The sequence below is a fragment of the Variovorax sp. YR750 genome (assembly GCF_900109805.1).
Lineage (GTDB): Bacteria > Pseudomonadota > Gammaproteobacteria > Burkholderiales > Burkholderiaceae_C > Variovorax > Variovorax gossypii.
This window is the reverse complement of record NZ_FOBJ01000003.1, coordinates 556,312-576,857: the sequence shown is the minus strand read 5'-3', so window position 1 is coordinate 576,857 and position 20,546 is coordinate 556,312. Positions and strand designations below refer to the sequence as shown.

Annotated in this window: 19 protein-coding genes; 4 read left to right on the top strand and 15 right to left on the bottom strand. The window is 69.3% G+C overall.

From position 1 onward, the window contains the following. Positions 1-11: 11 nt before the first annotated feature. Genes BMY35_RS09170 through BMY35_RS09160 form a run of 3 tightly spaced genes read right to left on the bottom strand, consistent with a single transcriptional unit; the run spans position 12 to position 4,599 of the window. A complete protein-coding gene (locus BMY35_RS09170; RefSeq protein WP_093197155.1) occupies positions 12-1,220 on the bottom strand; it encodes an acyl-CoA dehydrogenase family protein in 1,209 nt (402 codons plus the stop codon). A 10-nt stretch (positions 1,221-1,230) separates the two neighbouring features. Continuing rightward, on the bottom strand, positions 1,231-2,421 hold the full coding sequence (locus tag BMY35_RS09165; RefSeq protein ID WP_093197152.1) for an acetyl-CoA C-acyltransferase: 1,191 nt from the start codon (positions 2,419-2,421) through the stop codon (positions 1,231-1,233). A gap of 39 nt (positions 2,422-2,460) precedes the next feature. Beyond that, the gene (locus BMY35_RS09160; protein ID WP_093197150.1) at positions 2,461-4,599 is read right to left on the bottom strand and encodes a 3-hydroxyacyl-CoA dehydrogenase NAD-binding domain-containing protein; all 2,139 of its coding nucleotides are present in this window, start codon (positions 4,597-4,599) and stop codon (positions 2,461-2,463) included. Positions 4,600-4,739: 140 nt separating this feature from the next. On the opposite strand from BMY35_RS09160, the gene BMY35_RS09155 reads away from it, so the two are divergent. Further along, positions 4,740-5,633 carry a LysR family transcriptional regulator gene (locus BMY35_RS09155; protein ID WP_093197147.1) on the top strand — a complete coding sequence of 298 codons (894 nt, stop codon included), beginning with the start codon at positions 4,740-4,742 and terminating at the stop codon, positions 5,631-5,633. A gap of 25 nt (positions 5,634-5,658) precedes the next feature. Here the strand turns inward: BMY35_RS09155 and BMY35_RS09150 are convergent, their stop codons facing one another. From BMY35_RS09150 to BMY35_RS09135, 4 genes are all read right to left on the bottom strand, one after another. After that, on the bottom strand, positions 5,659-7,023 hold the full coding sequence (locus BMY35_RS09150) for a Kelch repeat-containing protein (RefSeq protein WP_093197144.1): 1,365 nt from the start codon (positions 7,021-7,023) through the stop codon (positions 5,659-5,661). 284 nt (positions 7,024-7,307) lie between these two features. Then, positions 7,308-8,804 (bottom strand): sensor domain-containing diguanylate cyclase, encoded by a 1,497-nt coding sequence (locus BMY35_RS09145; protein ID WP_177213592.1) that lies wholly within the window; start codon positions 8,802-8,804, stop codon positions 7,308-7,310. A gap of 88 nt (positions 8,805-8,892) precedes the next feature. After that, positions 8,893-9,456 (bottom strand): YbhB/YbcL family Raf kinase inhibitor-like protein, encoded by a 564-nt coding sequence (locus tag BMY35_RS09140; RefSeq protein WP_093197273.1) that lies wholly within the window; start codon positions 9,454-9,456, stop codon positions 8,893-8,895. A gap of 81 nt (positions 9,457-9,537) precedes the next feature. Further along, the gene (locus BMY35_RS09135; RefSeq protein ID WP_093197141.1) at positions 9,538-9,876 is read right to left on the bottom strand and encodes a Rieske (2Fe-2S) protein; all 339 of its coding nucleotides are present in this window, start codon (positions 9,874-9,876) and stop codon (positions 9,538-9,540) included. A gap of 121 nt (positions 9,877-9,997) precedes the next feature. Here BMY35_RS09135 and BMY35_RS09130 point away from each other — a divergent pair, with 121 nt between their 5' ends. Continuing rightward, positions 9,998-10,513 (top strand): ureidoglycolate lyase, encoded by a 516-nt coding sequence (locus BMY35_RS09130; RefSeq protein ID WP_093197139.1) that lies wholly within the window; start codon positions 9,998-10,000, stop codon positions 10,511-10,513. Between the two features lie 10 nt (positions 10,514-10,523). Here the strand turns inward: BMY35_RS09130 and BMY35_RS09125 are convergent, their stop codons facing one another. From BMY35_RS09125 to BMY35_RS09090, 8 genes are all read right to left on the bottom strand, one after another. Continuing rightward, positions 10,524-11,702 carry an amidase gene (locus BMY35_RS09125; RefSeq protein WP_093197136.1) on the bottom strand — a complete coding sequence of 393 codons (1,179 nt, stop codon included), beginning with the start codon at positions 11,700-11,702 and terminating at the stop codon, positions 10,524-10,526. A 36-nt stretch (positions 11,703-11,738) separates the two neighbouring features. Beyond that, on the bottom strand, positions 11,739-12,758 hold the full coding sequence (locus BMY35_RS09120) for an ABC transporter ATP-binding protein (RefSeq protein WP_256228268.1): 1,020 nt from the start codon (positions 12,756-12,758) through the stop codon (positions 11,739-11,741). Continuing rightward, positions 12,755-13,795, bottom strand: a complete 1,041-nt coding sequence (locus BMY35_RS09115; protein WP_093197135.1) for an ABC transporter ATP-binding protein — start codon at positions 13,793-13,795, stop codon at positions 12,755-12,757. The genes BMY35_RS09120 and BMY35_RS09115 overlap by 4 nt, the downstream gene beginning before the upstream one ends. A 9-nt stretch (positions 13,796-13,804) precedes the next feature. Then, positions 13,805-14,707 carry an ABC transporter permease gene (locus BMY35_RS09110; protein WP_093197132.1) on the bottom strand — a complete coding sequence of 301 codons (903 nt, stop codon included), beginning with the start codon at positions 14,705-14,707 and terminating at the stop codon, positions 13,805-13,807. Positions 14,708-14,722: 15 nt separating this feature from the next. Then, entirely contained in the window at positions 14,723-15,676 is a 954-nt protein-coding gene (locus BMY35_RS09105) for an ABC transporter permease (RefSeq protein ID WP_093197130.1), read from the bottom strand. Positions 15,677-15,714: 38 nt separating this feature from the next. Next, a complete protein-coding gene (locus BMY35_RS09100; RefSeq protein ID WP_093197127.1) occupies positions 15,715-17,376 on the bottom strand; it encodes an ABC transporter substrate-binding protein in 1,662 nt (553 codons plus the stop codon). Positions 17,377-17,461: 85 nt separating this feature from the next. Then, on the bottom strand, positions 17,462-18,241 hold the full coding sequence (locus BMY35_RS09095) for a 2-amino-5-chloromuconate deaminase CnbZ (RefSeq protein WP_093197125.1): 780 nt from the start codon (positions 18,239-18,241) through the stop codon (positions 17,462-17,464). Positions 18,242-18,299: 58 nt separating this feature from the next. Next, positions 18,300-19,256: a LysR family transcriptional regulator gene (locus BMY35_RS09090; RefSeq protein WP_177213591.1), complete on the bottom strand. Its 957-nt coding sequence runs from the start codon at positions 19,254-19,256 to the stop codon at positions 18,300-18,302. A 223-nt stretch (positions 19,257-19,479) separates the two neighbouring features. Here BMY35_RS09090 and BMY35_RS37620 point away from each other — a divergent pair, with 223 nt between their 5' ends. Beyond that, positions 19,480-20,205: a peptidoglycan-binding protein gene (locus tag BMY35_RS37620; RefSeq protein WP_177213590.1), complete on the top strand. Its 726-nt coding sequence runs from the start codon at positions 19,480-19,482 to the stop codon at positions 20,203-20,205. Positions 20,206-20,326: 121 nt separating this feature from the next. Next, positions 20,327-20,545 carry a YgaP family membrane protein gene (locus BMY35_RS09075; RefSeq protein ID WP_093197118.1) on the top strand — a complete coding sequence of 73 codons (219 nt, stop codon included), beginning with the start codon at positions 20,327-20,329 and terminating at the stop codon, positions 20,543-20,545. Position 20,546 lies beyond the last annotated feature (1 nt).

Sequence of the window (20,546 nt, the reverse complement as noted above, 5' to 3'; positions counted from 1 at the left end):
GGCATGTCTCCTTACAGACCAAGAATCATCTTGGAGATGATGTTCTTCTGGATTTCGTTCGAGCCGCCGAAGATCGACAGCTTGCGGTTGTTGAAATAGCGCGAGGCGGCGGCCGAGGCGTAGTCGGGGCCGAAGGTCTCGCCGGTGTAGCCGTCCTTCAGCGCCTCGGCGATGAAGGGGCGGCCGTAGACGCCCATCGCGCGGCGGGCCAGCGACGAGATTTCCTGGCGGATCTCGGTGCCGCGAATCTTCAGCATCGAGCTTTCCGCGCCCGGCACGCCGCCGCCGGCCACCGCCGCGATCACGCGCAGGTTGGTGGTCTTCATGTTCTCCAGGTCGATCTCGACGCGCGCCATGCGTGCGGCGAAGGCCGGGTCGTCGGCCAGCGGCTTGCCGTTCTTGGTCTGCGTGGCCGCAATGCCCTTCAACTGTTCGAGCGCGGCCACCGAGAAGCCTACGCCCGCGATGTTGGTGCGCTCGTAGGTCAGCAGGTACTTGGCGCAGGTCCAGCCCTTGTTCTCTTCACCCACGAGGTTCTCGGCGGGCACGCGCACGTCGGAGAAGAACACCTCGTTCACTTCATGCTCGCCGTCGAGCGTGATGATCGGGCGCACTTCGACACCGGGCGACTCCATGTCGATCAGCAGGAAGCTGATGCCTTCCTGCTTCTTCGCCTCGCGGTTGGTGCGCACCAGGCAGAAGATCATGTTGGCGTGCTGGCCCAGCGTGGTCCAGGTCTTCTGGCCGTTCACGATGAAGTGGTCGCCCTGTGCGTCGATGCCGCGCACGGCGGTGGTCTTCACGGCAGCCAGGTCGGAGCCCGCGCCGGGTTCCGAGTAGCCCTGGCACCACCAGTCGGCGCCGTTCAGGATGCGCGGCAGCCAGTAGCTCTTCTGCGCCTCGTTGCCGTACTTGATGAGCACCGGGCCGAGCATGTTCACGCCGAAGGGAACGATGCGCGGCGCGAAGGCCAGCGCGCATTCGTTCTCGAAGATGAACTTCTCCACCGCCGTCCAGCCCGGTCCGCCGTACTGCTCGGGCCAGTGGTTGGCGAGCCAGCCGCGCTCGTTGAGGATGGCGTGCCATTCCTGCATGTCGGCCTTCTCGAGGATCTTGCCGCTGCGCACTTTCTCGGACAGCCGCACCGGCAGCTTGGCGGCCAGGAAGGCGCGCACTTCGCTGCGGAAGGCTTCTTCTTCGGGGGTGAAGTTCAGGTCCATGGCGGACTCCTCAATAGATTTCGAACAGGCCCGCGGCGCCCATGCCGCCGGCGATGCACATCGTGACCACGGCGTACTTGGCGCCGCGGCGCTTGCCTTCGATGAGCACGTGGCCCGCGAGGCGCGCGCCGGTCATGCCGAAGGGGTGGCCGATGGAGATCGCGCCGCCGTTCACGTTGAGCAGTTCCGAGGGAATGCCCAGCTTGTCCTGGCAGTAGATCGACTGCGAGGCGAAGGCCTCGTTGAGCTCCCACAGGCCGATGTCCTGCACCTTCAGGCCGTGGCGCGCGAGCAGCTTGGGCACCGCGAACACCGGGCCGATGCCCATCTCGTCGGGCTCGCAGCCAGCCACCGCGAGGCCGCGGAAGGCGCCCAGCGGCTTGATGTTGGCGCGCTCGGCTTCCTTGGCTTCCATCAGCACGCATGCTGATGCGCCATCCGACAGCTGCGAGGCGTTGCCGGCGGTGATGAACTTGTCTTCGCCCATCACGGGCTTGAGCTTGGCGAGCGCCTCGTAGGTGGTGCCGCGGCGGTTGCAGTTGTCTTCGGTGGCCGTCACTTCGCGGTAGGTGACTTCCTTGGTTTCCTTGTCGGTCACCGCCATGGTGGTGGTGCAGGCGACGATCTCGTCCTTGTAGCGGCCGGCGATCTGCGCCTCTTCGGTGCGACGCTGGCTCTCTGCCGAGAAGCGGTCCTGCGCTTCGCGGCTGATGTTGTAGCGCTTGGCGACGATGTCGGCGGTTTCGATCATCGCCATGTACAGCTCGGGCTTGTGCTCGACGATCCACGGGTCCATGCCGCTGTCGCCCGCGTCGGTGGCGCTGCGGGTGCGGATCTGCGAGATGCTTTCCACGCCGCCCGCGATCATGGCCGGCGCGCCGTCCACCACGATGCGGCCCGCGGCCATGGCGATGGCCTGCAGGCCCGAGGCGCAGAAGCGGTTGACCGTGGTGCCGGCGATGCTGATGGGCAGGCCCGCGCGGATGATGGCCTGGCGCGCGATGTTGCGCCCGGTGGTGCCCTCGGGGTAGCCGCAGCCGAGGATGGCGTCCTCGATCAGTGCCGGGTCGAGGCCCGAGCGCTCGACCGCCGCCTTCACGGCGAAGGCCGCCAGCGTGGGGCCGGGGGTGATGTTGAATTCGCCGCGGTGCGCCTTGGTGAGCGGGGTGCGGGCGGTGGAAACGATGACGGCTTCACGCATGGGGTTGTCTCCTGGACGGCTGACTGGAATGGACTCTGATTACTCGGACTGGTTGAGGCTCGCGAAGTCGGCGCCGCGTTCGACCAGCTGCACCAGCAGCGGCGAGGGCTTCCAGAAGATCGGGTCTTCCTTCGCGAACTCCTGGATGTCGGCCAGCACCTTGGGCAGGCCCACGGTGTCTGCGTACTTCATCGGGCCGCCGCGATGGCGCGGGAAGCCGTAGCCGTAGAGGAAGGTCACGTCCACGTCGAGCGGGCGCAGCGCGATGCGCTGGAGCACGACGTTGGCGCCTTCGTTGATCATCGCGGCCATGTAGCGGCGCATGATTTCTTCCTCGGTGAAGGCGCGCGGCTTGATGCCGGCGCGCTCGCGCTCGGCGTCGATGATGGCCAGCACCTCGGGGTCGGGCACGCCGGTGCGCGCGCCTTCGGGGTACAGGTAGTAGCCGCGCTGCGTCTTCTGGCCGAACCAGCCGCGCTCGCAGATGCGGTCGGCCACCTGCACGTAGCGAGCCTTCGGGTCGCGCGTGGCTGCCTTGCGCTTGCGCGTGGCCCAGCCGATGTCGCCGCCCGCGAGGTCGGACACCTGGAAGGGGCCCATGGGGTAGCCGAAGTTGCGCACGGCGGCGTCGATGTCGTAGGGCGATGCGCCGTCTTCCATCATGTGGTCGGCGGCCTGGCGGTACACGGCCAGGATGCGGTTGCCGATGAAGCCGTCGCACACGCCGGCGCGCACCGGCACTTTCTTGAGCTTCTTCGCCAGTTCGAAGCCGGTGGCGACCACATCGGCGCTCACCTTGGCGGGCACCACGATCTCCAGCAGCTTCATGATGTTGGCGGGCGAGAAGAAGTGCAGGCCCACCACGTCCTGCGGACGCGAGATGCTGGCGGCGATCTCGTCGATGTCCAGGTACGAGGTGTTGGTGGCGATCACGGCGCCGCGCTTGCACACGCGGTCGAGCTCGGCGAACACGGCCTTCTTGACGCCCATTTCCTCGAACACGGCTTCCACCACGATGTCGACGTTGGCGAGCGCGTCGTAGCTGGTGGAGCCCGAGAAGCGCGCCATGACGGCTGCCTTGGCCTCGGGCGTCATGCGGCCCTTGGCGATGAGGCCGTCGTACACCTTCTCCACGTTGGCGCGGCCGCGCGCGAGTTGCGTGTCGTCGCGCTCGATCATGGTCACGGGCAGGCCCGCGTCGAGCATCGCCACCGCGATGCCCGCGCCCATGGTGCCGCCGCCGACGATGCCGGCGGACTCCAGCGCGCGCGGGCTGGCCGACTTGGTCTCGGGCGCCTTCAGCACTTCGCGCTCGGCGAAGAAGGCGTGGATCAGGCCGGCGCGCTGCGGGCTGTCGATGCACTGCAGGAACAGCTTGCGCTCCAGCGCCATGCCTTCGTCGAAGGGCAGCGTGAGCGCGCCTTCGACGGCCTCGACGATCTTCATCGGCGAGAACAGGCCGCGGCTCTTCTTGGCGGTGTCGGCGCGCGCGGCCTCGAGGGCGGCGCGGGCGGCTTCCTTGTCGGCCAGCGCGCCGGCTTCGCGCGTACGGCGCACCGGGGCCTTGGCGGCGACCAGTTCATTCGCGTAGGCGAGGCCTTCGGCGCGAGCGTCGGCTTCGGTGCCGAGGCGGTCGACGAGGCCGAGCGACAGCGCTTCCTTCGCGCCCGCATGGCGGCCGCTGAGCATGAGTTCGACGGCGGGCTTCACGCCGATCAGGCGCGGCGCGCGCTGCGTGCCGCCCGAGCCGGGCAGCAGGCCCAGCGCCACTTCGGGCAGGCCCAGCTTCGCGGTCGGCGATGCGACGCGGTAGTGCGCCGACAGCGCCACTTCGAGGCCACCGCCGAGCGCGGCGCCGTGGATCGCGGCGACGACCGGCTTCGTGCAGTTCTCGATCTTCAGGCACACCTCGGGCAGCGAGGGCAGCTGCGGGGTCTTGCCGAATTCGCGGATGTCGGCACCCGCGATGAAGTTGCGGCCGGCGCCGACGAGCAGCACCGCCTTGGCCGCGCCATCGGCTTCCGCCGCGTCGATGGCGGCCGCGAGGCCGCGGCGCACATCCACGCCCAGGGCGTTGACGGGCGGGTTGTCGATGGTCACCACGAGCACGTCGCCTAGACGTTCGAAGGTGACGGGACCGGTGGACGTGGAGGGGCTGGGAGTGTCGTTGGTGGCCATGTGCTTGCTTGTCTCTTGCGTTGCGAACCGTGCGGGTCCGAGGCTCTGGGGTGAACCCAGCATTCTTGGCCTGAGGCACTGCTTTGACAATTGCATAGCCGGTTGACAGACTGTCAAAGGATTTTTGACACAATCGGCCCATGGACCTCCAGTCGCTCACCCTGTTGGTGGAAATCCTCGACGCCGGCAACTTGAGCGCGGCCGCGCGGCGGCTCAAGATGACCCGCGCCAACGTCAGCTACCACCTGAACCAGCTCGAGCGCTCGGTGGGCGCGCAACTCGTGCGGCGCACCACCCGCCGCGCCGAGCCGACCGAGATCGGCCTGCGGCTCTACCAGCACGGCATCGCCATCCAGGCCGAACTGCTGGCGGCGCGCGAATCGGTGACCACGCTGGGGCAGGGCCTGCAGGGCCGCGTGCGCCTGAGCGTGCCCAGCGGCTACGGGCAGCTCGTCATGGCCGACTGGCTGATCGACTTCAAGCGCCAGTACCCCGGCATCGTGCTCGACGTGGTGTTCGAGAACCGCATCGAAGACCTGCTGCGCGACGAAGTCGACATCGCCATCCGCGTGATTCCCGAGCCGCCGCAGAACCTTGTGGCGCGCGCGATGGGGCCGGTGCGTTACGTGGCCTGCGCTTCGACCGAATACGCGGCGAAGAACCCGTTGCCGGTGCAGCTAGACGCGCTGCAGGGCGCGCCGGTGGTCACGGCCGCCGTCATCGGCCGGCAGCTGCGCGTGTCGGCCTATCAGGGCGAAACCCGGCGCGAGGTGATCCTGGAGCCGACGCTCATTTCAGAGAACTTCCTGTTCCTGCGCCAGGCCATCCTCGCGGGCCTGGGCATCGGCCTGGTGCCCGACTACGTGGTGCAGGAAGACGTGCGCCGCGGCGACGTGGTGACCACGCTCGACGACTGGCGCCTCTCGATCTTCGGCACCCAGATGTTCATGCTCTACATGCCGAACCGCCAGCACACGCGGGCGATCCGGACGTTCATCGATTTCGTGCTGGAGCGGGTGCGGGTGCCGGAGTGAAGCCGCGGCACCCGCGTCGTGCCCGTCAGGGCACGGTGCGGTAGGTGGTCCGCTCCGACGTGCCCTGGCCCGTGGTCACGACCAACCGCCCATCGATGGCAACCATGCCCGGGGCGTCCGGCGTCGAGAACGGGCGGCTGCGCTCGATCTGCCAAGTGGCGAGGTCGGTGGTGGACATGGCGTTCTGTTCCGTACTGCCGATGGTCGAGTTGGACGTCGGGCTGATGAACAAGCGACCGTCGAGTACCGCGCAGTGGAGGCTGTTCTTGGGGAAGGTGGCAGGCAGACCACCGGCGATCGTGAAGTTGGCGCCGTCTGAAGAGGTGGCGACCTTGTCGCCGACCAATAGCAGCGAGCCCTTCCAGTTCAGCGCACAGGTCGGCTTGCCGAGTTCCGCCGGCAGCCCTTGCGCTATCTGCGTCCAGTTGACGCCGTCGTTGTCGGACTTCCACACGTTGCGCACGTCGCCGCTGGCCGTGCGCCCGGCCACCACGTACAGCGTGTTTCCGACCTTGGCCATCACGTGGTCCATGCGGCCCGGGAATTCGGCTGCCGCGGTCTTTTGCGTCCAGTCGGTACCGTCGAATTTCCAGACATGGTTCAGGTACTGGCCTGTCGGTTTGCCGTAGCTGCCGACGGACTGACCGGCGCTCAGGTAGATCGCGTCGCCATCGCTGGCCAGGGCGAACCCCTTGGTCGATACCGACGGGATGGTCGGAGGCAGAAGCTTGACCCATGTATTGCCGACGTCGCTGGAGGTCCACGTCTCCATCGTGGCGTCGTAGTAGTTCGCGGCTTCCACCACGAGCTTGCCTTTGACGTAGCTCAGTGCAAAGTTGTCGGTGAACCCGGCGTTTTTCTGGGCTGCTTCCCAGCGCGAGTAATGCAGCGAGGCCGGATCGATCACCGTGATCTTGTAGGGCACCTGCCACGGCGAGCCTTCCACGGGCTGCGAGCAGACCAGCGGGTTGGCGTCGTAGCACGCGCGCACCTCGAAGTTGCCGGTGTGCACGCCGGGAGCCAGCGCCGGGTTGGTGCTCATGGTGGCCGTGTATTGCAGGCCCGCGCTGGCGATCTTGATGTTGGTCGTGATCACGCCCTTGGGCTCGATGATGCCGACGTTCACCGGCGCCGAGATCACCTTGGTCGACGTCGCGACGACGGCGAAGGTCTTGGACGCATTGGGAAACACCGTGAGCTCGACCGGCGACGGATTGAACGTCAGCCATGCACCGGCTGGATTGTTGGCGGGTGGCGGCGTGTTGTTGGCCGGGGGCAGTGCCAGCCCGGGGAATCCTCCGCCTCCACCACCTCCGCCACCTCCGCCGCACGAAGCGATCAGGGTGGAAAGAACAAGCACGCCCAACGAGGCGGCATGGCGCTTCTTCATTTGTGTCTACCTTTGCGAGATCGATCGAAAACCGGGACGCCGGTCAAAGACCAACCTCCTCCCTCGCCGCGGCGACACGCTCGCACGCTCCACCTCTGCGGGCGGAACTGGCGCATCCCGCGCACCCCCTCAGGTACACGGGACCGGCGGCCCACCGGTCCGATCAGACAGACGATGGCCGCGCTACATGTCGATACAGCGCGGGCATCCTAATCAGCGGTCCGGGCAAAGACAAGAGCGAAAGCCCCGCTGCGCGGCGGGGGCGAGGCGGCCTGGAGCGACGGCTAGCCGGCGGAGCGTCGGTCGCCCGTGGCGCTCTCGTAATACCGCGCCTTGTCCACGTACATCGCCCGGTCGGCGCGCTGCAGCGCGGTCTCCAGCGGCTCGTCGCCGTGGCAGGTGGCCAGTCCGATGGCTAGGCTCAGCGCGTGGCCGCTCTGGCCGGCGTGGAACTGGTTGTTCATTTCCAGCAGCGTGAGGATGCGTTCGCGCATCGCCTCGGCGCCGCGCTCGTCGGTCATGGGCAGCAGCACGGCGAACTCGTCGCCGCCGATGCGCGCGGGCCAGGCCGGCAGGTCGACGGCCTTGTCGAGCACCTCGCCCATGCGGCGCAGCAGCGAGTCGCCGGCCGCGTGGCCTTCCTGGTCGTTGACCTGCTTCAGGCCGTTGAGGTCGATGGCCACGATGGACACCGGCCACGGCCCCTTGCGCGAGAGGCGGTTGAGCTCCTCGGTGTAGTAGGTGCGGTTGCACAGCTGCGTGAGCACGTCGTGCTTGCCGAGGTACTCGAGGTACGCCTCGGCCTTCTTGCGCGCGGTGATGTCGACCAGCGACACCAGCACCAGGTCCCAGGTGTCGAGCCGGTCGTCCTGCACCGCGAACTGCATGTGGATGTTCAGCACCTCGCCCGACAGCGAATAGTTGAGCACCTCGCGGTGCTGCACGGTCTTGCCGTTCCACAGGTCCTGCAGCTGCTCGGCGAACGACTCGCGCATCTCGTCGCGGAAGATGCGCGAGAGATTGCCCAGCAGCGTGGTGAGGTCGGGCGCGCCGAACATGCGCAGCGTCTCGTGGTTGACGTCGATCACGCGGATCTCCTGCATGCAGCGCGTGACGAAGTCGGGGTGCACCTTGATGAATGTGGCGAAGTCGGTGATGCCGCGCGAGCGGATGGTTTCCAGCAGCGAGCGCACCGCGCTGAAGTCTTCCACCCACAGCGACACCGGCGAGCGGTCGAACAGGCTGCGCGCGTAGATCGCGCTCTCGTCGCGCAGGCGCTGCGCGGCCACGCGCTCGGTGACGTCGTCGAGTGCCACCAGCACGCGGCTCCAGCTGTCCTCGTAGCCGGGCAGCACGCGGGCGCGCACGCGCACGTCGAGCCTGCGGCCGTCGAGCGCGTAGTTGACGGTCTCGCTCTCGAAGCTGAGCTGGCCGCGCCAGAGCTGGTCGAGCTCGTGCACCACGGTGGCCGACATGTCGCCGCGGAACACGCGGTCGAGCGCGCCCAGCAGGGTCTGCTCGCTGTCGGCGCCGAAGAGCTTCAGCGTGTGCTGGTTGACCCGCAGCACCTTCAGCAGCGCCATGCAGTCGCTCACCCGCCGCGGATCGGCCTGCAGGTGCGCCACCAGGTCGGTGATGCCCTCGGCGCGCCAGCCGTCGAGCTTGCGCTTGAGGTCGCCGTAGTCCTCGATCCAGAGGGAGACGGGCGCCAGGTCGAACATGGCGTCGAGATCGTCGGCGGACGGCGGAACCGGGTCGGTGCCGGGTGCGGGCAGGGCCATCGATGGAGCTTTCTGGAAGGCGGCCGCGGCCGTTGCTGGCCGGTGCCGACGATGTGAGTTCTAAATTATTACTCGTCGTTCGCCGTGCTCAGCGGCTGTAGAGGCCCACCACGCTCTGGCCGCCCAGCGCGCGGCCCTTGAGCGCGGCCAGCAGCGCGTCGCGGCCCAGGCCGGCCGGCAGGCTGCCGGGTGCGAGCTCGGAGGCGATCACGGTCACCACGTAGTGATGCGGCCGGTCGCCCGCCGGCGGGCACATGCCGCGGTAGGCGGGCGTGCCCGCCACGTTCGGGCCCATGGTGAAGTCGAAGTTGGAGCCCACCGCTCCTTCGCCCGCCTTGAGCTCGCCGCGCTCGGCCGCGATGTTGTAGGCCACCCAGTGCGACACGCCGAGGCCGGCCGCGCCGTCGGGGTCGAACACCAGCACGGCGACCGACTTCGTCTTGGCCGGCAGGTTGCTCCAGGCCACCGGCGGCGAGATGTTCTTGCCGCCGCAGTCGCCCACGCCCGCGTGCTCGGACGGGATGGTGCCGTTGTCGGCGAAGGCGCTCGACGTGACCTTCATGCCCGTGGAGCCCTTGCCGACGGGCGAGGACATGCCCGCGCAGCCCGCCAGGAGGCCGGCCAGGGCGAGCGCCGCCGCGGGCAGGGCCATGGGCGGGAGAGTGCGAAATCGGTTGGTGCAGTTGCGCATGTCTTTTTTTCTCCTGGATGGTTGTCCTGTTCTGTCTTCTCTTCAGTCGGTCGCGCCGGCCCACACGCTGCCGTCCGCCTTCTCGTGCACGGCGGCCGGCGTGAGCCGTGCGCCGCGGCAGGGGCCGCCGACGCATTTGCCGGTGTCGGGCTCGAAGATCGCGCCGTGTCGGGCGCACATCAGGAAGCGGCCTGAACTTTCCAGCACCTGGCCTTCGAAATCAAGCGGGCCGCCCGCATGGGGGCACTGGTTGAGATAGCCGTACACGCCGCCCTGCCAGCGCACGGCGAAGGCCCGGGCGCCGTCGGGCGCGGTGAAGAGGGCGGCCAGGCCGCCCTCGGCCAGTGTCGCGGCGATGAGCCGGGGCTCGGTCGTATTCATGCCTGTGCTTGCATTTGTGGTCGGAAGCGAAGCAAACAGTATCTCCTGCGCGCAGGGGCCGGGCAGTCTGCTCGGCCGATCTCGCGTAGGCGAACGGCACGCTTTCTGCTGCAATCGCCGGATGAACGATGCTTCCCCGACCGCCGCCGAGGTGCTGGTGGCGCAGCCGCTGACCTCCCGGGCCTTCGTGCCCTACGGCACCTTGATCGCCGCGCCCGCGGGCGAGGGCCGACCCATCAACGGCGGCAATGCGCAGCGCTTCGACCTGCTCGACGACCTGCGCCTCGACGCCGAAGGCGGCCGTCCGATGCTGGCGCTGTTCCGCGCGCAGGCACGCCGCTTTCCCCACGAGGTGTCGGAGATGGAGCGCCACGCGCTCGGCAGCCAGACCTTCGTGCCGCTGGGCGACAGGCGCTTCGTGATCGTGGTGGCCCGCGCCGGCGATGCCCCCACATCGGCACGGCAGCTCGCGGCCTTCGTCACCGACGGACGCCAGGGCGTGGTGCTCGCGCCCGGCACCTGGCATCACGCGCTGCTGGCGGTGGATGCCGGTGACTTCGCGGTGATCGAGCGCGTGGGGAGTGGTGTCGACTGCGACGTCTGCCTGCTTCGGGAGCCGGGCAGCGTGCGGCTCTGAGGCTGCGGCCTCAGCCCGCGATGCGTTGCGCCAGCGCTATCAGCGACCGGTCCGACCCCGCCGGTCCGAGCAGCGAGATGCCCAGCGGCGCGCCGTCGCGCGTGGCCAGCGGCATCGACAGCTGCGGAAAGCCCGCCAGCCCCGCGATGCACAGCATGCGGATCGCGCGGTTGCGGTAGTCCTCCAGCGCGGCCTCGCTGTCGCTGCGCAGCGGGGCGATGTCGGGCATGGTCGGCATCAGCAGCACGCCGTCGCTGCCCAGCAGTGAAGCCAGGTGTGCGCGGAACGCGGTGCGGAAGACGCGCGCGGCGGCTACCTGTGCGTCGGTCACTTCACGCGACCAGGCGAAGCGTTCGGCCACGCCCGGCCCCAGCGGCGGGGCGTAGCGTTCGATCAAGGGCCCGTCGGTGAGCCAGGCCTCGCGCGATTGCAGGTAGCGGAAGTTCCAGTACATGGTGTCGAAGGATTCCAGCGCCACCTCGATGCCCTTGGCGGGGCCGAGCGCGCCCTGCGCGCTGTCGGCTGTGCCCTTCAGCGCGTCGACCGCCGCCGGCACGGCCAGCGCCCAGACATCGTCGGGGCGCAGCAGCCGCACGCGTTCGGGCAGCGGCGCCGCGTCGGCACCCAGCAGCACGTCGGCCACGCGCGCGAAGGTGCCGATGTCGCGCGCGAACCAGCCGCAGGTGTCGAAGCTGGGCGCGAGGTCGAGCGCGCCTTCGAGGCTCACGCGCCCGTGCGTGGGGCGCAGCCCGTACAGGCCGCAGTGGTTGGCCGGCGCGCGCACCGAGCCGCCGGTGTCGGTGCCCAGCGCGAAGTCGCAGAGGTTCGACGACACGGCCGAGGCCGAGCCCGACGAGCTGCCACCCGTGATGCGCGAGGGCGCACCGCCATTGACCGGCGCGCCGAAGTGCGCGTTGTTGCCGTTCATCGAGAACGCGAGTTCGTCGGTCACGGTTTTGCCGACGAAGCGCGCGCCCGCATCGAGCAGCTTCTGCACGGTCGGCGCGGTGCGCGTCTTGATGCCCGACATCGCCAGCACGATCGGGTTGCCGCCGCCCGTGGGGTAGCCGGTCACGTCGAACAGGTCCTTCGCGGCGAAGCTCAGGTCGGCCAGCGGGCCGGTCGTGGCGCGCGGCACCGGTGCGTCGGGGTACGGAACGAAGGCGTGGGCGGGGTCGTGCAGGGGCATGGCGATGGGTGTCGGATGATGAGTTGTCTTTGTCCGTCAGGCGACGAGCACCGGAGCGATGGCCGCCGCCGCGTCGGTGTGGATGCAGCGCGCGAGATGGTGAGGCGCCAGCTCGACCACCTGCGGCTGGGCCGCGCGGCAGGCGTCGCTCGCGAGCGCGCAGCGTTCGGCGAAGGCGCAGCCGGGCGGCAGCGCCGACAGGTCGGGCGGCGCGCCGCCGATGGTCTCGAGCCGCGTGCCGCGCGCCAGCGCGCCGTGCGCGCGGCTCTTGAGCAGCGCGATGGTGTACGGATGGCGCGGCGAGCGGATCAGCTCGCGCGCGGTGCCTTCCTCGACGATGCGCCCCGCGTACATCACGGCGATGCGGTCGGCCACCTCGACGGCAGCGCCGATGTCGTGCGTGACGAAGATCACCGAAAGCCCCAGGTCGCGCTGCAGCTCGCGCAGCAGCAACAGGATCTGGATCTGCACCGTGGCGTCGAGCGCGGTGGTGGGCTCGTCGGCCAGCAGCAGCCGGGGGTTGCAGGCGAGCGCGAGCGCGATCATGGCGCGCTGGCGCATGCCGCCCGACATCTCGTGCGGATAGGCCTGCAGGCGCCGCTCGGGGCTCGGGATGCGCACGCGCTCGAACAGCGCCAGCGCGCGCTGCTGTGCCTCGGCCTGCGTCACCGATTCGTGCCGGCGGATCGACTCGACGATCTGCGCGCCCACCGAATACACCGGGTCGAGCGCCAGCAGCGGCTCCTGGAAGATCATCGACGCGACCTTGCCGCGGAAGTCGGCCAGCTCGCGCTGCGACATCGCGAGCACGTCGCGGCCCGCCACCTGCACCGTGCCGCCCATGCGGGTGCGGCGCTCGGGGTGCAGGCGCAGCAGGGTGCGCATGGTCACGCTCTTGCCGGAGCCCGACTCGCCGATCAGCGCGACGACCTCGCCGCGCTTCACCTCGAGGCTCACGCCGCTGACGGCATGCACCGGCTTGCGCCCGCCGCCGAAGGTGACGCTGAGGTCGCGCAGGCGGACCATGGGTTCGTCGTCGTTCATGGGCGTCGTCATGCCGCTTCCCTCCGTGCCTCGGCCGCCATCGGATGCCCGCTGCCGGGCTCGTGGATCAGGCAGCTCACCGCGTGCTGCGAACCTGTGGCGATGCGCTCGGGCACCACCTTGCCGCACACCGGCGCGGCCAGCGCGCAGCGCGGATGAAAGCGGCAGCCCGAAGGCGGGTTGATGGGGTTCGGCGGATCGCCCGCGAGCGCCGCCTCCTCGGTGCGGTGGTCGGGGTCCATCGAGGGCATGGAAGAGAGCAGCGCGCGCGTGTAGGGATGCGCGGGCTGGTCGTAGAGCGCATCGGCCGGGCCGATCTCGGCCACCTGGCCCAGGTACATCACCATGACGCGGTCGCTCACGTAGCGCACCACGTTGAGGTCGTGGCTGATGAACACGTAGGTCAGGCCGAACTCGGCCTTCAGGTCGAGCAGCAGGTTGATGACCTGTGCTTCCACCGACTTGTCGAGCGCGGAGACGGCCTCGTCGAGGATCACCATGCGCGGCTGCAGCGCCAGGGCCCGCGCGATGTTCACGCGCTGCCGCTGGCCGCCCGAGAGCTCGTGCGGATAGCGCTCGGCAAAGCGCTGGGGCGACAGGCCCACGCGGCCGAGCAGGTCGCGCGCCCGTGCCACCGATTCGCGCCGCGGCACGCCGTGCACCTGCGGGCCGAAGGCGATGGAGTCCTCGATGGTCAGGCGCGGGTTCAGCGAGGCATAGCTGTCCTGGAACACCATCTGCACCTGGCGGCGGAATTCCTTCAGCGGCAGGTCGCGGCCGCCGACCTCGCGGCCGTCGAACACGACCTCGCCGCGCGTGGGTTCGATCAGCTGCATCAGCAGGCGCGCGGTGGTCGACTTGCCGCAGCCCGACTCGCCGACCACGCCGAGCGTCTCGCCCTTGAGTACCTCGAAGTCCACGCCGTCGACCGCGCGCACCACGCCGCCGCCACGGCCGAGCGGGTCTTTCTTCAGGGGGAAGTGCTTGACCAGGCCCTTGATCGTCAGCAGCGGCTGGGCCGGCCCGCCGATGTCATCGAGTGCGTCCATTGCCTTGCCTCAGCCCTTGTTGTCCATGGCGGTGCGCAGCCCGTCGGACAGGATGTTGAAGGAGATCGAGGTGATGAAGATCATCACGCCCGGCAGCGCCGCGACCCACGGCTGCACGTAGATCGCGGTGCGCAGCGTGTTGAGCATCAGCCCCCACTCGGGCTCCGGCGGCTTCACGCCCAGGCCGAGGAAAGAGAGACCCGAGGCCAGGATCATCGACACCGCGATCAGGCTGGTGGCGTACACGAAGATCGGCCCGAGCACGTTGCCCAGCACGTGCACGCGCACGATGGTGAAGGGCCCCGCGCCCGAGGCGCGCGCCGCCTCCACGTAGTCGCGGTTGCGCACCTGCGTGGTCACGCTCTCGGCCACCCGCGCGATCTGCGGGATGAAGACGATGGTCAGCGAGATCAGCGAATTGACCACGCCCGCGCCCAGCGCGCCCGACAGCGCGATGGCCAGCAGCACCGACGGGAAGGCGTAGAAAACGTCGATGGTGCGCATGATGAGCGTGTTGGTGAGCCCGCCCGCGTAGCCCGCGACGATGCCGATGACCGTGCCCAGCACGAAGGCGCACAGCACCGGCGTGATGCCGATGAAGAGCGACAGCCGCGCGCCGACGATGAGGCGCGAGATCATGTCGCGGCCCAGCTCGTCGCTGCCCAGGGGCAGGCCCTCGGTGCCGATGGGCTTGAGCCGCTTGAGCATCGACGACTGGTACGGGTCGGCCGGCGCGAGCCATGGCCCGAGGATCGCGAGCGCGATCAGCAGCAGCACGACGACCGCCGCGCCGACGGCCACCGGGTCGCGGCGGAAGCGCAGCCAGACCGAGGCCCAGTAGCCGCGCGAGCGCTGGGCCGGCAGCGGCTCGACGGCCGCGGCGATGGAGGAGGGTGCGAGCACGGAGGACATGGTCGATCTGGTCTTTCAGGCCCGGGCGATGCGCGGGTCGAGCAGGGTCTGCAGCACGTCGACCAGCAGGTTGAGCACGACGAAGAACAGCGCCAGCACCAGGATCGTGCCCTGCAGCAGCGGCAGGTCGCGCTGGAAGATGGCCGAGTTCAGCAGGAAGCCGGTGCCCGGCCAGGAGAACACCGTCTCGATGAGGATCGAGCCGCCGAGCAGGTAGCCCAGCTGCAGCCCCATCACCGCCAGCGCCGTCGGCGCGGCGTTCTTCACCATGTGGCGGAACACGCCGAAGTGCGTGAGCCCCTTGGCGCGCAGGCCGACGATGAACTCCTGCTCGAGGATCTCGGCCACCAGCGCGCGCACCGTGCGCGCGATGATGCCCATCGGGATCACCGACATCGTGATCGCCGGCAGCAGCAGGAACTGCAGGTGCGCCCAGTCCCAGGCCCAGTCGTCCGAGCCGCTGGGGCCCGCGCCGGTGGCCGGCAGCCACATGAGCTGCGACGAGAACACGATCACCATCACCATGCCCAGCCAGTAGTGCGGCACGCTCACGCCGAGCACCGAGAACATGGAGGCCAGCCGGTCGAGCCAGGAGCCGCGGAAGTAGCCAGCGACGAAGCCGAACAGGCTGCCCAGCACGAAGCCGATGAAGGTGGCCACCACCGCGAGCCGCAGCGTGTTGCCCACGGCGGTGAATACCTCCGAGGCCACCGCGCGGTTGCTGGCGATCGACACGCCCAGGTCACCGTGCAGCGCGCGCCACAGCCACATCGCGAACTGCTCGGGCAGCGAACGGTTGAAGCCGTACAGCTCGCGCAGCTGCGCCTGGAGCTCGGCGGAGGCGTCGGGCGGCAGTATCGACACCAGCGGATCGCCGGGTGCGATGTGCACGAGCAGGAAGCACACGAGGGCCACGCCGATCATGATCGGCACGGCGTAGATCACGCGGCGCAGGAGGTAGGCGAGCATGGATGGCTAGCTGGCTGATGGGCTGGCTGGGAGAACGGTCAGTCCATCGTCATGGTCGCGATGTCGATGAACCAGCTCTTGGGCTGCACCACGTTCTTGACCTTGGCCGACATGGCGCGCGGGCCCACGTCGTGCGCGATCCACACGAAGGGCGCGTCGTCCACGATGTGGGTGTGCAGCTTCGCGAGCGCGGCGTCGCGCGCCTTGTCGTCGAAGCTGGTGCGCGCATCGGCCACCAGCTTGTCGACCTCGGCGTTGCCGTAATAGCCCCAGTTGTTGGACACCGGCGGAACGGTCTTGGTGCTCACGAAGCGCACCATCGCGAAGAACGGGTCCATGGCCGCGAAGCTGATGTTGACAGCGTTCGCGCCGTTGGCCGACGGGTCTTTCGCGCCCTTGCGCCAGTTGGTGAACAGCGTGTTCCATTCGATCACGTCGAACTGCACGTCGAAGTAGCACTGCTTGAGCGACTGCTGCGCGAACTCGTTCATCGGCAGCGGCTGCATCTGGCCCGAGCCCGAGGCCGAGATCTGCACCTTCACCTTGATCGGCTTGGCGGCCGAGTAGCCGGCCTGCGTCATCAGCGCCTGCGCGGCCTTCACGTCGTAGCGGATGTCGAAGGTGGGCTTGCCGAACCACGGGTGGCCCGGCGGCACCGTGCCCTTGGGCTCGGCCATCATGCCGCCCAGCAGCTGCTTCATGCCGCCGCGGTCGATGCACAGGTTGGCGGCCTGGCGCACGCGCTTGTCGAGCCAGGGCGAGCCTTCGGCGAAGGAAAGCTGCCAGGGCCACACGTGCGGCTGCGCGTTCGAATAGATCTTGAAGCCGCGCTGCGTGATCTGCGCCATCGCGTCGGGCGCGGGCGCCTCGATCCAGTCGACCTGGCCGCCCAGCAGGGCGGCGGTGCGCGCGTTGGCCTCGGGCATCGGCAGCAGCACGACCTTGTCGATCTTCGGCACGCGCTTCGCGTCCCAGTAGCCCTTGTTGGCAGCCAGCTCGAGCCGCTCGCGCGCCACGAAGCGCGTGACCTTGAACGGGCCCGAGCCCGACGGGTCGGCGGCGAAGGCGGTCCAGGCGGCCTTGGCCTTGTCTGCGGGCGTGGCGCCGGCGGCCGCGTCGAACTTCTTCTGCCAGTGCGCGGGCGAGGCCATGAACAGGTTCGTGAGGTTGATCGGCAGGAAGGCGTCGGGCTCGCTGGTGGTGAGCTCGACCGTCGTGTCGTCGATCTTGCGCGCCGACTTGAGCGTGGGCATGCGCGAGGCCGTCACGCCGACCTGGCTGGGGTCGAACTGCACGGCGTCCTTGTCGAGCACCTTCTGCACGTTCCACACCACGGCGTCGGCGTTGAAGGCCGAGCCGTCGTGGAACTTCACGCCGGGGCGCAGCTTGAAGACCCACTTGGTCTTGTCCTTGGCGTCGACCGCCCACGAGGCGGCGAGGCCGGGAATCAGCACGCTCGGCGCATCGGCCTTGGACAGGTCCCACTGCGTGAGCGAGTCGTAGATCGGAATGCCGGTGAAGCGGTTGCCCTCGAAACCCTGGTCGGGCTGGCCCAGCGTGCGCGGAATGTCGGCCGCCGTCATGGCGATGCGCAGCGTTTTTTCCTGCGCCATCGCTTGGGGCGCGGCGAGCACCAGGGTGGCGAGCGCCGCGCAGGCGGCCAGGGGTTTCAGGAACAGGGCAGGGGCAGCACGCTTCACATGGAACTCCGTTAGGGTGGAATGGAGAAAAGGACGAAAAAACTGTCAAGCACGACACATGCCAGCGGTGGTGTCCCTTGTCGGGCTAGGGCCATGACAGCGCGAGCTCGCGTCGCGCGCAGCGCAGGTCCATCTCGACTTCCATGTCCACGATCGGCGGCCTTGCCATGTGCCACGTCAGGCCGGTGGTGAGGCCGCCGCGCTGCACGATCTCGTCGAACACCAGTGCGCCGATGTCGTGCACCGTGTAGGCCTGCACCGCCGCGGCATCGCGCCAGCCGAAGCCCAGCACCGCGAGGCGGCGCTCCATTTCCGTCATCACGTAGCCGAGCTTGGCGCGCAGGCCTTCGGGGCTGGTGTCGCCCAGGCGGACCATCACCTCGCGGTAGCTGGCATGGCCGTCGGGCGCCTCGCCGCCGCCGGAGACCACGAAGCTCGGCGGCGCTGCATCGTCGTCGGCCGGCACCGTGTACGAGAAGGCCTGGAAGGCCGGCGTGGCCGGGGCGCCGATGCGCGGGCACACGTTGGTGCGCGCCACCGGGTTGCGCTCGCCGCGCACCAGGCCCCAGCGCTCGAGCGTGCCGGCGTAGACGCGGTTGAAGTCGAGGAATCCGCGCTCGGAGAACGGCGCGGGCGAGCGCAGTTCGCAGGCGCACAGCGCGGCCAGCGGCCGGCCGATGGCGCCCAGGTGCGCCGCGATGACGTCGAAGCCTTCTTCCAGCGGAATGGGCTGCTGGAAACGCACCCGCTCGATGGCGAAGCCGGGCAGTGCCGCCACGCCCGCGGAATACTGGAACACGCCTCTCGCGTAGCGATAGCCGCCTTCGGGGAAGGCAATGGTCTGGTCGGTGCCTGTGGTTGTCATGCCGTGTTCTTTCCTCGTCGGCGCCCAATGTAGGGAGCGGCGAGGCCGGCGGGAAGGCTCATTTCCGCACGCGCGTGTTGCCGGAATCAGAACGCGGCGCCGCACCCGCGCCCGTGCTCGCACCGTATCGCCCCATGCTGGTGGCCAGCATCTCGAGCAGCGCGCGCGTCGCCGGCGACTGGCGCCGCCCCGGCATGGTGAGCAGGCTGGCCGCGGTGGCGGCGAAGTCGCGCTCCTGCAGCGGCACGGCGCACAGGTCGCCGTTCGACACCTCGTGCAGCGCCGCATAGCGCGGCAGGAAGGTGATGAGATCGCTGTTGCGCACCAGGCCCTTGGCCATGTCGAGCGTGCCGGTCTCGATCGCCAGCTCGAGCGACACCTGCGTCTTCGAGGCGATGCGGTCGACCAGGTGGCGGATCTGGAACGAGCGGTCGGGCAGCGCCACGCGGCGGCCTTCGAGCTCGCTGAAAGACACGCTGCGCCGCCGCGCGAGCGGATGCGTGGGCGCGACGATGGCGCACAGCGGCTGCTCCAGCCGCGCATGCTCGCGGAAGGCGTGGCGCTCGGGCAGGTTGAAGGCCAGCGCGATGTCGATGCGGCCTTCCTGCAGCGCATCGAGCACCGCGCGCGAGCCCACCACCGAGGCCTGCAGCTTCACCTGCGGATGCCTCTTCTGGAAGCGCGCCAGGTTGTTCGCGAGGAAGTGCCCGACCATGCCCTCGATGCTGCCGATGCGCACCGTGCCGGCGGGCTCGCCGCTCAGCTCCTGCAACGCGCCGCGAAGCGCCTCGCTGCTCTGCAGGGCCTGTTCGGCATGCGCCAGCACCAGCTCGCCGGCGGGCGTGAGGGTGGTGCGGTTGGCGCGGCGGTCGAGCAGGGCGGCCTGCAGCTCGCCTTCGAGCTTGGCGATCTGGCGGCTGATGGCGCTCGGCGCCACGCCGAGCTGCTCGGCGGCGCGGCGCAGCGAGCCGGCCCTGGCGGTCTCGCGAAAGTAAAGCATTGCCGTGGACAGCATGTCGGTTTCCGGTGTGTGCGGTGGTGTGTGGGGGTGGTTTGCGCGGGACCGGACCTTCGGCCGATCGGCGCGGCACGTCAAGCAACGGGCGTGCCCCCGGGGGGCGCGCGGCCCGCCATCCCGGCTATGCCGTCCGACAAATGGACGCGGCGACAAGGGCTTTCCACAATGCAGCCGGCTCATGCCGAGGGTCAGGGCATCTGTTGGCGAGGGACAGGAACCGATGACGACACTGACACAGGGTTCGCGCGGCGCCGACGTCCGCAGGCTGCAGGAGGCGCTGAACCACAAGCTCCAGCCCGGCCCCGAGCTCGCGCTGGATGGCGACTACGGCCCCGTCACCCGGATGGCGGTGCGCCGCCTGCAGGCCGCCCACTGGCTCGCCGAGGACGGCGAGGCCGGCCCCTGCACGCAGAACCTGGTGTTCGGCAACGAGTGCCATGCGCCGATCCTGCATCCCGTCGCGCTGATTCCCCAGCCCACGCCCGGCCTGTGCTGGGCCGCCTGCACGGCCATGATCACGCGCTCCAACGTGCAGGCGGTGGTGGCGCGCACGCCGCCCGGGCTCATCGCCGATGACGGTGGGTTGCGCAGCTTTCCGGACGGCGAGGAGGCCACGGCGGCCGATGCGCTCTTCGCGTCCGCGCACGGGCTGTCGGTGCGCCCGCCTGCGCCCTGGTCGGTTGCCCAGTTGCGTGCCGCGCTGCAGGGCGGGCCGCTGATCTTCGACCTGCCATGGGGCGCCAAGGGATACGCCGCGGGCGTCGGGCGTCCCGGCCACATGGTGCTGGTCGTGGGGATCCGCGGGGACGACGACCCCAGCGGGCGCGGCACCACGCTGCGCATCTTCGATCCGTGGCCGCCGGGCAAGGGCGCGCGCTGCTCCGTCAACTTCCACAAGTGGATGCAGGCGGCGGACCCGGGCAGTTGCCGCGTGCTCCTGCCGTAGCGGGCGTTTTCCGCCGGCGTGGAAAAATTTGCGGTTCCCGCGAACCGTCCGGCGGGTTCGACGCCTCTTGGTGTCCGAGGGTCTTCCTCATGCACCATCAAGAAGGATCGAAGGAACCGCCATGCTCTACGCAAAGAATCTTCCCGGCTGGGAGCGCGCACTGCGCATCGTCGTCGGCCTCGCGGCCCTGGCTTTCGCCGCCATCGGCTGGAGCACCGCCGGCCTCGGGCTGGGCGTGGCCGTCGCGCTCATGGGCGCGACGCTCGCGCTGACGGGCCTGTTCGGCTTCTGCCCGATGTGCGCGATGGTCGGGCGCAAGCTCGACGGAAAGGGGCGTTGAA

What these genes read in the sequence shown, in the direction of transcription:
- BMY35_RS09105 (WP_093197130.1), bottom strand. Translation starts at nt 15,676, where the DNA reads ATGCTCGCCTACCTCCTGCGCCGCGTGATCTACGCCGTGCCGATCATG.
- BMY35_RS09090 (WP_177213591.1), bottom strand. Translation starts at nt 19,256, where the DNA reads ATGCTGTCCACGGCAATGCTTTACTTTCGCGAGACCGCCAGGGCCGGC.
- BMY35_RS37620 (WP_177213590.1), top strand. Translation starts at nt 19,480, where the DNA reads ATGACGACACTGACACAGGGTTCGCGCGGCGCCGACGTCCGCAGGCTG.
- BMY35_RS09135 (WP_093197141.1), bottom strand. Translation starts at nt 9,876, where the DNA reads ATGAATACGACCGAGCCCCGGCTCATCGCCGCGACACTGGCCGAGGGC.
- BMY35_RS09095 (WP_093197125.1), bottom strand. Translation starts at nt 18,241, where the DNA reads ATGACAACCACAGGCACCGACCAGACCATTGCCTTCCCCGAAGGCGGC.
- BMY35_RS09150 (WP_093197144.1), bottom strand. Translation starts at nt 7,023, where the DNA reads ATGAAGAAGCGCCATGCCGCCTCGTTGGGCGTGCTTGTTCTTTCCACC.
- BMY35_RS09165 (WP_093197152.1), bottom strand. Translation starts at nt 2,421, where the DNA reads ATGCGTGAAGCCGTCATCGTTTCCACCGCCCGCACCCCGCTCACCAAG.
- BMY35_RS09130 (WP_093197139.1), top strand. Translation starts at nt 9,998, where the DNA reads ATGAACGATGCTTCCCCGACCGCCGCCGAGGTGCTGGTGGCGCAGCCG.
- BMY35_RS09145 (WP_177213592.1), bottom strand. Translation starts at nt 8,804, where the DNA reads ATGGCCCTGCCCGCACCCGGCACCGACCCGGTTCCGCCGTCCGCCGAC.
- BMY35_RS09075 (WP_093197118.1), top strand. Translation starts at nt 20,327, where the DNA reads ATGCTCTACGCAAAGAATCTTCCCGGCTGGGAGCGCGCACTGCGCATC.
- BMY35_RS09155 (WP_093197147.1), top strand. Translation starts at nt 4,740, where the DNA reads ATGGACCTCCAGTCGCTCACCCTGTTGGTGGAAATCCTCGACGCCGGC.
- BMY35_RS09120 (WP_256228268.1), bottom strand. Translation starts at nt 12,758, where the DNA reads ATGACGACGCCCATGAACGACGACGAACCCATGGTCCGCCTGCGCGAC.
- BMY35_RS09170 (WP_093197155.1), bottom strand. Translation starts at nt 1,220, where the DNA reads ATGGACCTGAACTTCACCCCCGAAGAAGAAGCCTTCCGCAGCGAAGTG.
- BMY35_RS09140 (WP_093197273.1), bottom strand. Translation starts at nt 9,456, where the DNA reads ATGGCCCTGCCCGCGGCGGCGCTCGCCCTGGCCGGCCTCCTGGCGGGC.
- BMY35_RS09160 (WP_093197150.1), bottom strand. Translation starts at nt 4,599, where the DNA reads ATGGCCACCAACGACACTCCCAGCCCCTCCACGTCCACCGGTCCCGTC.
- BMY35_RS09125 (WP_093197136.1), bottom strand. Translation starts at nt 11,702, where the DNA reads ATGCCCCTGCACGACCCCGCCCACGCCTTCGTTCCGTACCCCGACGCA.
- BMY35_RS09115 (WP_093197135.1), bottom strand. Translation starts at nt 13,795, where the DNA reads ATGGACGCACTCGATGACATCGGCGGGCCGGCCCAGCCGCTGCTGACG.
- BMY35_RS09110 (WP_093197132.1), bottom strand. Translation starts at nt 14,707, where the DNA reads ATGTCCTCCGTGCTCGCACCCTCCTCCATCGCCGCGGCCGTCGAGCCG.